The organism is Legionella brunensis, assembly GCF_001467025.1.
Classification (GTDB): Bacteria; Pseudomonadota; Gammaproteobacteria; order Legionellales; family Legionellaceae; genus Tatlockia; species Tatlockia brunensis.
In genome coordinates this window covers 147,707-160,745 of record NZ_LNXV01000033.1, presented here as the reverse complement: position 1 = coordinate 160,745, position 13,039 = coordinate 147,707, and the positions used below count along the sequence as shown (strand labels likewise).

The following is a 13,039-nucleotide window of genomic DNA, read 5'->3' as shown; positions in this document are numbered from 1 at the left end:
TCTCAGCTTCATATTTATTTTGAAGACCGTATGAACCTGAGACTTAGATAATCAATGAGGTGACACAGTTAGATGAACACTCTCTTTTCATTAGCTTAGTTTCTAAGATTTCAATGTCTATCAGCCGTGGCTTGTCCACGGCATTAACCTAACGAGACTATAGGGATTAAATACTGCAACTTATTCTTGATGGAGCCAAGATCTTACTGAAATGACAGTTTGTTCTGCGACCTTCATTAATTGGTGATAGAGTCTCTCAAGTTCTTTTTCATATCCTGTTTTGCGATATCGTTCCAAATATTGGCAGGCATGTTTAAGTCGGGAAGTACCGCAATAAACAGCACCGCTTTTCATTTTATGGGCCAGAGCTTCTATTTGAGCCCAATCTTTATTTGAATAGGCAGATTTTAATTTTTCTAATTCTTGCGGTAATTCATCATTGATCATTGATATTAAAATATCTTTTAATATCATTTCACTACCGAGATTATTAATCCCGGTTTCTGCATCAAGAAGTGGGAATTGATCAAGATTGAATAAGTCTTCTATTGTCTCAGGCAAATCATGTCCATTATTTAATACAGGGGAAGAGAAGGTCGTTAAAGAATTATCGACATACTTATCCAATATGTTTTGTAATAAGTCTGCATGAAGAGGTTTTCCAAGTAAATCATTCATTCCTGCTGCTAGTGATTCCTTTTTAGCATCCATGGATGCATGTGCAGTAAGGCCAATAATAGGAATAGGAGGGATAAGGTTTTCTTTTTCCCACTTGCGAATTTCTTTTGTTAGTTCATTACCTGACACTCCAGGTAAGCCTAGATCAGTAAGGATGAGGTTAAATTTTTGCTCCTTGGCATGCCGTAATGCTGTTTCACCATCGACTGCTTTAGTGACCTTGCAACCCTGTCGAATACATAGACTCTCGGCAATACGTAAAGCTATATCATTATCCTCGACGACTAAAAGGTTATAACGCTCCTCAGATGGGGGGGAGCCAAGAGCATATTCATAATTAAGTGGTTGATGCCTGGGTTCGTTTTGCAGTGCTATAACAAAATCTTTTTCTGATTCGATTTCAAAGTCTTTGGCACGAATAAGAGGTATAGTGAAGGTAAACGTTGTCCCTTTGTTTTCTACAGAATCGACTTTAATTTCACCACCCAGTAAAGAGATAAATTTTTCTACGATATGAAGTCCTAGCCCATGCCCTGCATGATCTCCTTTGTATGAAGGAGATACGCGATAAAATCGCTCAAATATTTTAGGTAATAAGACTTTGGGAATACCTTTGCCAGTATCCGAAATGCGAAACTCAAGGAGGTCCGGGTGATCTGCTGGTCTTTTGATATGAAGATTTATAGAACCGTGATCGGTAAACTTAATCGCATTGCCAACGAGATTTAAAATGACTCGTGTAAGTTTAAAGCGATCAGAAATAATATGTATAGGGACATCTCTGTCAATAACTAGGTTACATTGAAGGTTTTTATGAAAAATAGTTGGTTTTTCAAGAAGAATAATATCTTCCATTGCTTGACGAATGTCGAAGGTATCTCGATGGAAATCATCCTCTGTTAAATGTTCTGCAGAGACCAAATCCAACACGCCATTCAACAGTTTTAACAACTGTTCACCACTTTCATAAATCCAACCAGCGAATTGCTTTTCTTCATTGGAGGTTACTTTTTCTTCCAGGATTTTGGACATGCCAATAATGCCTGTTAAGGGGGTACGAATGTCATGACTCATATTCGCTATAAAATTAGCTTTAGCAATTTCAGCTTTTTTTACACCTGTAACGTCTACGGTAATTCCAAGAAGACCTATAATTTTGCCTTGGTGATTCTTAAGAGGCATTTTATTGACTAGGGTATGGTAAACACGCCCGTTTTTATCGATTAATTCTTCTTCTAAATTTAGAATAGGCTCTCCAGTAGTCAGGATTTTTGTATCGGTAGAGCGATAAGAATCAACGAGCGTTTTATCCCAGCCAAAATCATAATCTGTCTTGCCAACGGCGAATTTGGCTGAAGGTAAGCCCATTATTTCGGCAGTGATGTCATTACAAAAAATATAACGAAACTCTTTATCTTTCCAATAGACATAGCAAGGCATTTGACGAATGACATTTTCCAGACAACCACGAATTTCATCCATATACTCTTGTGCCGAAAGGCGTTTGGAGAATACTTGTCCTGTGACTTCACTAACGGAGCGCGAAAGAACATCATACATTTCCTCTTGTTCTGTCACATCTTTATCAAAGAGGAAAATGGCTTGTTTTTTATCGACTTTCCCACGTAATAAGTCCCATTTTTTGAGGTGTCTTTTTATTTTCATGGGGTCTTGATTAAGAATTAAATTCTCTGGGTCAGAGAAAAGGGGGGGGAAGGCATGTTTCTCAAGTAAGATATTAAAAGAAGGGGTGTCTTTAATTTCTTGATCCGTAAAGCCAAAAAGTTTTTTTGCGTAATTATTTAAATACGTAATTTCAAGATGTTTATTTAACACGATAAATGAATGCTTGAGTGCATCATAAGCTTTACCCAAAACAGTCATCTCTTTCTTAGACAACTTCATTGACGTCCTTTATATATTCCAATGGTAAGGTATGTTGAATTTCTATTATCTGGTAAGACCTTGATTTTGCGCACCTGAGAGTCAAGGTCTCTAGCGAAATGTTAACAGACCCTAGTCTATAGCCCGCAATATTTTTGAATACAATTCACAATATGTTGGCTGTTATTAGCATTTAATATTGTTTCGTGATTAGCATCTAGCAAATGACAAGTTATTTTTCCTTTATTAAAATGAGACCAGCCATTTGAGGGATCATTAATGGATTTATAATCATCAAAAAGATCTCTCGCCTTAAATAATAGCATATCCTGATTTAGCTTTGTGGGAGTATGGGAAAGAAGTAAATTCATTCTTGCCCAGGCAAGTTGGACTAAAGCAGGAGGTAAATCAGGATGGTAATTATGAAGTAATTCTTTGAAATGTAATTCATTTCTTTGTTTTGCTGAAAAAGTAGCCCAACTGTCGATAAGGCCCAACATACCAACTTGATTGTTCTCCTTTTTCAGTAGTCCTGCAACTTCATAAAGAAGACTGCCACCAAAAGAGTAACCCAACAGGTAATAAGGACCTTTAGGTTGAATAGATTTAATAGCTGCTAAGTATGCTTTTGCCATTGAAGGTATTGTGTCATAAAGTAAATACCCATTTCCGATACTCGGATCTTGAAGTCCGTAAATAGAAAGCGAAGTTTTAAAGGCTTTGGTTAAAGAATCAAAGCAATAAACCAAGCCGCTTATAGGATGGCAAACAAAGAGATTAGGGGTATCCGTGATATGGTTGAAAGTAACGATAATATCACAAGGATTCGCATCGTTGTTATGGGATGTAAGCAACTCACTCAGCTCTGCAACAGTTGGTGTTTGGTAGAGTTGATTAACAACTAAGGACTGCTGGAAAAAGCGATTTATCTTATCGATAAGTTTTAATGCTTTTAAAGAATGCCCACCTAAATCAAAGAAATTATCATGTATTCCAATATTTTCTATGCCTAGATTTTCTTGCCATAGTTGAACTAGTTGTTTTTCTGTGTCATTTCGAGGAGCATGGTAATCACTGTTAATATTTAAATCGACTCTGGATGCCTTAATATCAGGTAGCCCAGATGTCTCATTGCTTTCTGAAATCAGTTTTGCATAACTTGCTATATCAAAATTAGAGATAGCGAGATTGGCATAATTAGTTTGTATGGCCTGTAAAAACATTCGTTGGCCTTGCTCTGGAGAAATATCATTGCCACGTTCAAACAAATTAAGATCATTAGGTCGTTTCGTTTCAATAGCCATGCCGATATCTTGCCAAGTATTCCAATTAAGACTGACTACAAAATCGGCACTAAAATGATGACTAACAGCAAAGGCATCTAAACAAGAGTTGGCTGCACAATAATCAATTTGGCCCTCTTCCCCTGTTAGTGCCGCAATGGAAGACATTAATACAACAAAGTCTAAGCGAGACTCTTTAAAAGCCTTTGCAAGATAAAAGGCTCCATGGATTTTGGGACGAAGTACTGCCTCTGCCATGTCTCGAGTTTTCAATTGCACAAGTCCACCACCAGCAATGCCTGCACAATGTATAAGCCCATTTATAGGCCCATATTGTGTTTTGCATTTACTAATGATCTCAGACAAAGCTGCGAAATCACTGACATCTGCATTATAGAAGTGTAGTGAAGCCCCTTGCTTTTGGAGTGCAGTCAGAATTTTTATTTTGTGGTGAAGTTTATTGGTAGGATCAGCAAGCACATTATCCCACGCTGCTTCCAAAATCATCGGTGTTCTGGAAATAAAGATAAGCGTGGGGTTATCAACTTGTTCTGCGATTAATTGACTGATTGCTAATCCAATACCACCAATGCCACCTGTTATTAAATAAATGCCATTATCTTTGAGTCGGGTATAAACTTTGGCTGAGCTGGCCACAGAATGAGACAAATTCCATTGATAGCCATTCCTGTAGGCAGATACCGTATCTTCATCTGGCCAGCTTTCCGTGGCAGCTGAATTCAAAAGATGAATAAAACAATCTTCAGAGGAGGATTCAGTTGGATCAATGTCAATCAATCTACAGATTATGGAGGGGTGTTCTTGAGTAATAACACGGCTTGCTCCGACTAAGCTAGCATTAATAGGGTCGATAATTTCAGTACCTAGAACTCGTTGTGTACCTTGAGTAATAATGCCGAGTCGTAAAGGAGTATGTTCTCCAATTATCTCAATATAAGACTGAGTTATATAAAGTAAGCTATAAAAGCCGTGCGTTAACTGTGTATTAATTTGCTCCTCGGACAACATTTCAAGCGTCATCTCATGGCAGGAAGCCATATGAAAAATAACAGGATTGATTAATTCATTTTTTATGCTCTTGAAAAATTTTAGATAATCATCTTTGCTATTGGGGTTAACTTTAAATTTACTGAAATCTACTGATTCATAGTTTGTGTCCAATTCAACGATAAATAACTTGGCTTTGTATTTTTGTAATAATGCAATGTATGGATGACTAATACCGTCTTTATCTTGAAAGACTATCCAGGTATGTTCATGTATCTTGTCTAGAGTAGGAATATTCTTATGCAAATAAGCTGGTTGATGTGACCACACTGGCTTATATAAAGAAGGAAAATTAGAGATATTATCTCTGAACTCGTTAGGTTCAACCCAATATCTCTGTTTTTGGAAAGAATAAGTTGGCAGAGCGACTCGCGGCAGAAGTTTATTATTGTGTAAGTGATGCCAATCGATGTTTATTCCTTCTTGCCATAATCGTCCTATGGCATTGAGCAATTCCTTCAAATCTTCAGTTTCTCGGTGATGATTGGGTAGAGTTTGAATGATAGGTTGATTAACATCATTCGTGATTAGAGTTTTAAGGAATGTCCCTAAACTACGTCCGGGACCTACTTCTATGAATAGGGAGTGCTTATTTAAGATTAGGCTCTCAAAACTCTTATTAAGTAGAACTGTATGGCGTAGGTGGCGGTACCAATAATCGGGATCGATTGCTTCTTCAGCGTTAAGCCACTCGCCCGTTACATTGGAAACGATAGGTATAACAGGTGGCATTAACGTAATGTTTGCAAAAATTTCTTTGAATGGTTTTTCAACTACTTCCATCAAACTGCTATGAAATGCATGGCTTACTTTTAACCGCTGAAAAGGGATGCCTGCTTGTAATAAATATCTCTCTAATGCTGCAATAGCCTCAGGGTTACCTGAGGCGACGCATTGCTTCATTGCATTGTGCACAGCGAGTTCAATGCCAGAATTTTTTTTCTGAATAGTGCGAAATTCATCAGTACTACATTCAATAGCGAGCATCGCCCCTGCTGGAGCAGTAGACATTAAAAGGCCGCGTTCGCATACAAGGGCAATCGCATCCTCATAAGAAAACACTCCTGCAAGGCAAGCTGCAACATATTCCCCTAGGCTGTGTCCAATAAGGGCTTGAGGTTTAATACCAAACTTAATAAGTAATTGGGCCAGGGCGTATTCAATAATAAATAAGGCTGGTTGAGCATATTGCGTTTGATTCAGTCGTTCATCATCGGGATTGTTTATAACTTTTTGTAAGTCACAGTTTAGATGTAACTCAGCGATTTTAATACCTTTTTTAACCCATTCTGAGAACAATGGGAATTCTTGCATTAATTGCGCGGCCATTTGATGATATTGCATGCCCTGGCCGGGGAACATAAAGACAATATTGTGTGGGACGCCTTCAGAAGAGTGATATAATTTCGATTGAGTAAAACTCTTGGTTATCTCATCAACTGTTCTGCCTACAGCAATGCGTCGATAAGGGAAATCCTCTCTTCCTGTTTGCAAAGTATAAGCAACTTTGGGGAGATAGGAGAGCAAATTTTCTTTGCTACTTGCTAAAAAACTTAAAAGTTTATTTTTGTTTTCCTCTAAAGCTGTGGGAGTTTTGGCGGAAAGGACTAAAAGTTGCTGTGAGGTTGATTTTATGGTTTCGTCTTTAGTAAGGTGTTCTCCTAAAATAATATGCGCATTAGTGCCACCAACCCCAAATGAGCTGACCCCCGCATAACGTTTTGAGGAATCGGTTTTTTTCCACTCAGTCAACTTGGTATTAATGAAAAATGGGCTGTTATTTAAAGCAATATTGGGATTTGCTTTTTCAAAATTTAGCATTGCCGGTATTTTTTGATGATAAAGACTCAAGGCAACTTTAATTAAACCTGCCATACCCGCTGAGACGTCCGTATGTCCTATATTTCCCTTAACCGAGCTTAAAGCACAAAATTGAATTTTATCAGTTTGTTCTCGATAGACTGTATTTAATACATCAAACTCAATCGCATCACCTAAGGTTGTGGCTGTTCCATGTGCTTCAACAAAACTGACCTGATCAGCACGGATTTTGGCCTTGGCTAGAGCCTCACGAATACATGCTGTTTGACCACTAGTACTTGGTGCCGTAAATCCAAGTTTATCTGCACCGTCGTTATTAATTCCTCTGCCCTTGATGATGGCATAAATGGTATCTTTATCAGCAATTGCATCTTTTAACCGCTTTAAGATAACAACACCAACACCATTGGAAAATACGGTGCCATTTGCTTTTTCGTCAAAGGGACGACATTTTCCATCAGAAGATTCAATACTTCCTTGAGTGTAAATATAACCATCCTCTTCGGGAACAATGATGGAGACAGCACCTGCGATAGCTATGTCGGATTGGCCAGAAACGAGATCATGACAAGCTTCATCAACGGTAACTAAACCGGTAGAGCATGCTGTATTGATATTAAGACTTCTTCCTCTTAGATTCAGTCGATAAGAGACTTGGGTACTAAGCATACCTGATGAGCTTGCAATGCGATTATGGAAACGATCATGCTCTTTACAAAACCAATTATTTTTCAGCAAATTTTCATGCAAATAGGTACTATCTGCCATTCCGGCAAACATACTAATTGTTTTTGAATTTAATTTAGCAGGAGCAACACCCGCATGCTCAAGAGCTTCCCAGGTGCACTCAAGAAAAACCCGTTGCTGTGGATCAGTGATACTGGCATCTATAGGATTAAAACCAAAAAAATTCGCATCAAATTTATCAATATCGGTTAGAATGCCACGTACGGGTACAAAATTTTTATCCCATATTTTATTAGGGTTTTTTAATTTTTCGGGGGAGAAGCGAGTTAAGCAATCCTTGCCTTCAGCAAGATTTTGCCAATATTCATCGAGCGAGTTGGCGTTTGGGAATCTGCAAGCCATGCCAATGATTGCAATGTCTTGAGAGGTCACGGCTTTAATTTCTTTGACAACAGGGGCTTCAATGTCCCCATCTAAATATCGGCTTAATTTATGGATAGTTGGATAGGTAATAATATTTGAAACCTGTAATTCTGAGTGAAGAGCTTCATTAATCCTGTAGCAGGCCTCGGTAATCAGCAAGGAGTTTGCGCCAAGTTCAAATAAGTTCTTATTGACGTCTATCGTGTTACGATTTAAAAGGCCTTGCCATATTGTGGTTATTTTTTCTTCAATAATACTTGAGGGTAAGGTATCCACATGGACGGATAAATCCATGTGATTAATTTGATCAAGTTTAGATTTATCCACCTTCCCTACAGATGTCAGTGGAAGATCGTCCACTAAAACATATTTTGCAGGGAGCATATAGATAGGAAGTTTGTGACTTAAATACTCACGGATATCATCTGCATGAATTGTTTTATCACTAGAAGACAAAACAATATAAGCAGTTAGCATTTGGTGAGAACCACCTCCAATTTCTACCCTTACCGCCGCAAGGCTAATTAAGGGATGTTGCATGAGCTGATTTTCTATCTCGTTAAGATGGATGCGAAAACCACCAATTTTAACCTGGTCGTCAAAGCGTCCCAAGAAAAGTATATCGCCTGAGGGAAGGAGTCGTACTCTATCACCTGTCTTATACATTCGCTTAAAGGGTGAATCTACGCTGCTAAAGGGATTAGAAACAAATTTTTCATTATTTTGAGTGGAGTTGTGATAGTTAATAGCTAAATTTGCTCCACTGATATAAAGCTCACCTTCAGTAGCAGGATTTTTGTTTTCATCAAGAATGTGTACTTGAACATTATCGATAGGTTTACCGATACTTGCTAAACGCTCATCTTCTACTACCCATTGGTCATCTATTATTTGGCGACAAGTAAATGTAGTTGCTTCAGTGGGGCCATAGCCATTAATCAACACGACAGGCAATTGCTTATGTTTTCGATAATCACTTAATTTTTTCAGAAGACTTGCATTGACTTGTTCGCCGCCAAAAATGATTACTTCAACGTCATTTAAAGTATCCATGGCTGATTTAATCAACTGATGAAAAAATCCTGTCGGTAAGAAAAGATATTTAACAGAACCATAATGTAGGAAATTTTTTAGGCTAGTATGATCTGTTCGAATAATATAAGGAACTATAACTAGGGTTGCGCCATTTAATAAAGCGCTCCAAATTTCAAATGTGCTACCGTCAAAGGCTAAGTTACTAAATTGTGCTACTCTTTCTTTCTCGTTAACTTGGGCAAAATTATCAACCTTTACAAGATTAACCACCGATTGGTGAGAAATTAGAACACCTTTAGGTTTTCCCGTTGATCCCGAGGTATACATCATATAAATCGGAGATTTCGAGGAAAGACGATTTTTATTATCTAAACGAGGATTGCTTACAGATTCCAAATAAATGTTTTTAATAAGGCGAGCATCATAACTATCTTGATTTACACGACTAATGTATTGCTCATTAGTGACAACTAATGTGGGTTTAGCATCATTTAACAGTTCTTCCAAACGAAGTTGAGGTGCCATTGAGTCTAGCGGTAAATAGACTGCTTCAGCCTTAATAATCGCTAGGATACAAACTATATAATCGATTCCAGGCTCTAATAAAATTCCTACGAACTCACCAGGTTGGACATTTTTTTTTTGCAGCCAATAAGCGAATTGGTTCGCTTTTTCGTTTAAAGCCTGATAGGTAAGGGTAGTCCCATCTTCATCCAGAGCGATATGGTGGGGGGTTTTTTTGACTTGAGCTTCAAATAATTCGGCTACGGTGAAATCATAAGCAGTGTTCGTATTTATCATTATCGAAGTTCCATCAAAATTTTTATCTATACTAAATTTTCTATCTTTCTATCTGAAATTGTCTTGATTTTGCAAAACATGGTCATAAAAAAACGGATTTCATTTATAGCAAGCGCATAAAAATGAAAGTCCGTTTAACAATTATACATTATAATTAAATGACGCGTGAAGCCGGATATGAATTGAATCAGCGGATAACACGTAGTGATTATGGCTTAATTGCATTGTTTTTTATTAAAAAATCCCATAGATATTTTCTTTTAAAAAGAGATTTAAATCCCATTTTTTCATATAAGGACAAGCTTGACTCTGCTGCCTCTAAAAAACAAAATTCAGCCCCTTGTCCTTTTACTTTTTCTAGTGCGTAACTGAGTAAATAAGTACCGTACCCTTTATTCTGATATGCTGGCAAGGTGCCAAAATCATCGATTCTTGCAAGATTATTATGAAAAGATAATGTTAGAGAAGATAGGGGCTTATCATCAATATAGAGGGTTAAATGACGCAATCGTGCTTTTTTAGCCAAAGCATGCTCATGTGTATGTTGATAGAGGGTAGTTAACTCTTGCGTTGAATGGAAGGCTTCTACCAATGGAAACATCCAATCATTTAAATTCGTATCAGTTTCTTTAATTAGAAGGCTTTGATTCGGTGTAAAACTAATGTGATTTAAATCAAGGAACATTGGGATAGCATTTTCACTCGCTTCAAATTCGATACTCTGTAAATAATCTTCAATACTGTGCTCCAAGTAATGGGTTGAGATCACTGCTGCCCATGGTAATTTTTGGTTTGCAAAAAATTGATCACATTGGATAAAGAAATCATTTAGATTATGAACTTGTTTATGCAAGACTACAAAATTCAGGCTTGCCACTGGAACACCTGTCATATAAATAATTGCTTGGTCATTGAATATTGTGCATTCTTTACTGACGGAGCGGAAAAAATAATCTTCGCATTCGTAGAAATATCTAAGTAATTGTGGATTCATACAAGAGTGCTGATTAATTTCGAGTGGCGGAGAGAGAGGGATTCGAACCCTCGATACGTTGCCGTATACACACTTTCCAGGCGTGCGCCTTCGACCGCTCGGCCATCTCTCCTCAAGCGCGAAAGAATATACCGATACATCAAGGAAATCAACTGCGAACCGTGTTAATTGCTTGTGTTGGAATGCAATTAAAGATTCGCTGCTTTTTGTGCGAGGGGTTTAAGTAGAGGATTTTTCAAGTAATGAATGGGGAGCAAAAATTTTTCCAAAATTATCGTTTATACTTAAAATACCATTTGTTCAAATAGATTTTAAAATGAAAATAAAGCTCTTTTTTTCAGCGGGTTGCGTATTATTTTCGGCACAACTTTTTGCCTTTCCCTGCTTTTTTACACTGGCAAAGGACAGTTGTTGGACAAATTATGATGTGCAGGTGGTAGTGATTGATGCAAATACTAATAAGACAGTAGTAACTGTGGATGTCCCTAAAGGAAAATCGTGGGCAAGACAGTCGTTTACCTGTAGTCCAGCGCAGAGGTTTTTTTATAAAGCAACCTATCAACCAGTTTTTTGGCAAAGTGAAGTTGGCAAAGCGTATATGTCAACACGTTATTGGTCTTTGCCTGCTACCGTAGGACCTACCGATACTGCTTGGAATATTCCTGTCTGTTTTCCGGCTAACTTTGCGGCAGTTCCGTTTCCTCCTGATGCCCAAGGCAATTGTGCCTGTGATTGGACTCAGGTACCTGCACCGCCATCACAATAGGTGATAGGGTGAAAGACTAGTCATTACAATCTGTTTCTCATCGTTAGAGTTGATCTCTTGTGATTGCTGTTCTGCAAGGGAGATAAGACTATCAACACATCTTTGTAAATCGCCTTTAAGGACGTTGCACGAGGTACAACATGGTCTTCTCCTAGATTAAGTCTCCAGGAAAAATCTTCCTTTGCTCGAAGCCATATTTTGTAGCTTGGACAAGACAATCAGCCCATCTATCCTGAGTAATTTCTTTTAATTATGACTGCAAATAGGGTGCAACACGTTATAATTTTGGAGGGTCTGGAAAAAACATTTTTATATTAAATTAGTCACTTATAAGGTAGTGAATTTTAGTCTAAAAGTTCATTAGCTATCAATAATTATGTTTCCTGAAAAGATACTTTCCTTACGTTTGCTGAGCTTGTATTATCCTCCCATTCAAATAGAGAGTAGAGGTCCACCAAAATGGCAACCTTAAGACAACAAATTGCTCAGATGCTAATTGTGGGGTTTCCTGACACGGTTACTGATGAATCCAGTGCTATAAGGAATTGGCTAAATAAGGAGAGCTTGGGTGGTGTTTTGCTGTTTGATTACGATTTAATTCATCAACGTCAGGGTAAGAATCTAATCAATTGTGCTCAAATTCAAAGTTTAACCGAGCAACTTCAGCACATTAACAATACAGCAAGTGAGGAGAGACCTCCTCTTTTTATTGCAATTGATTATGAAGGCGGAGCCGTTGATCGCCTTAAGCACATTGATGGTTGTATGTCTACGGTATGTCCTGCTGAGCTTGCTCGTTTATCACCAACGGATTTGCAAGCTGAAATTCACAAAATGGCAAAGACTATTAAATCCCTTGGATTTAATCTTAATTTTGCGCCACTTGTCGATCTTGATTTAAATAAAGAACAAGGAATTATCGGGAAGTTAAAACGTAGTTTTTCATCGCAACCAGAACGCGTGATTGAGGTGGCTAAGCAATTTGTAGGGGTGTTTGCTGAATATGGCATTACTTGTTGCTACAAGCATTTCCCTGGTCATGGAAGCGCTACTGGAGATACTCATGAGGGTTTTGTTGATGTAACAGAAACTTTTCAATCAAGTGAGCTTGAACCTTATCGTGTCATTTTAAAGCAGGATAATATCCCGGCAATGGTCATGACTGCTCATGTTATCAATCGAAAGCTAGATCCTAGTGGGTTACCAGCAACGCTTTCCAAGGCTATGTTATCTGCTATATTGCGACAGGAATTAGGTTTTGAAGGGGTTATAATTAGCGATGATTTGCAAATGCATGCTATCTCCAAGCATTATTCTCTTGATGAAGCTCTGCATCTAACCATTAATGCTGGGGCTGACATGTTAATTTTTGCGAACCAGTTGGGTGAAATAACACCCACGGAAGTCATTGACCAAATAGAAAAGTTGGTTAATTTGAATAAAATTTCAAAAAATCGTATTGCTGAGGCTTATCGTAGAATAATGCATTTAAAACAATGGAATTAAGTTGGCGAACATTGCATAAAGTTCTTGACCAGAGCCGCGGATGTGTTAAAATGTAACCTCTTTGTTCAAAAATCAATATAAATGGTGATTATG

General features: G+C 37.8%; 5 protein-coding genes and 1 tRNA gene. 2 read left to right on the top strand and 4 right to left on the bottom strand.

Annotated features, from left to right (window positions below; genetic code table 11):
- Positions 1-180: 180 nt before the first annotated feature.
- From Lbru_RS12000 to Lbru_RS11985, 4 genes are all read right to left on the bottom strand, one after another.
- Positions 181-2,583, bottom strand: coding sequence for an ATP-binding protein (locus tag Lbru_RS12000; protein WP_058442375.1), 2,403 nt, complete (start codon positions 2,581-2,583; stop codon positions 181-183).
- Between the two features lie 116 nt (positions 2,584-2,699).
- On the bottom strand, positions 2,700-9,680 hold the full coding sequence (locus tag Lbru_RS11995; RefSeq protein ID WP_058442374.1) for a type I polyketide synthase: 6,981 nt from the start codon (positions 9,678-9,680) through the stop codon (positions 2,700-2,702).
- A 208-nt stretch (positions 9,681-9,888) separates the two neighbouring features.
- Entirely contained in the window at positions 9,889-10,674 is a 786-nt protein-coding gene (locus Lbru_RS11990; protein ID WP_058442373.1) for a GNAT family N-acetyltransferase, read from the bottom strand.
- 24 nt (positions 10,675-10,698) lie between these two features.
- A tRNA-Ser gene (locus Lbru_RS11985) sits at positions 10,699-10,786 on the bottom strand.
- A gap of 204 nt (positions 10,787-10,990) precedes the next feature.
- Between Lbru_RS11985 and Lbru_RS11980 the strand changes: the two genes are divergently transcribed.
- Both Lbru_RS11980 and Lbru_RS11975 read left to right on the top strand, forming a co-directional pair.
- Positions 10,991-11,440 (top strand): hypothetical protein, encoded by a 450-nt coding sequence (locus Lbru_RS11980; RefSeq protein ID WP_058442372.1) that lies wholly within the window; start codon positions 10,991-10,993, stop codon positions 11,438-11,440.
- Positions 11,441-11,899: 459 nt separating this feature from the next.
- Positions 11,900-12,946, top strand: coding sequence for a glycoside hydrolase family 3 N-terminal domain-containing protein (locus Lbru_RS11975; RefSeq protein WP_058442371.1), 1,047 nt, complete (start codon positions 11,900-11,902; stop codon positions 12,944-12,946).
- The last annotated feature ends 93 nt before the right edge of the window (positions 12,947-13,039 follow it).

Excerpts from the sequence above, each read along its gene's own strand:
- Lbru_RS11990 (WP_058442373.1), bottom strand. The coding sequence starts at position 10,674 with ATGAATCCACAATTACTTAGATATTTCTACGAATGCGAAGATTATTTT.
- Lbru_RS11980 (WP_058442372.1), top strand. The coding sequence starts at position 10,991 with ATGAAAATAAAGCTCTTTTTTTCAGCGGGTTGCGTATTATTTTCGGCA.
- Lbru_RS11995 (WP_058442374.1), bottom strand. The coding sequence starts at position 9,680 with ATGATAAATACGAACACTGCTTATGATTTCACCGTAGCCGAATTATTT.
- Lbru_RS11975 (WP_058442371.1), top strand. The coding sequence starts at position 11,900 with ATGGCAACCTTAAGACAACAAATTGCTCAGATGCTAATTGTGGGGTTT.
- Lbru_RS12000 (WP_058442375.1), bottom strand. The coding sequence starts at position 2,583 with ATGAAGTTGTCTAAGAAAGAGATGACTGTTTTGGGTAAAGCTTATGAT.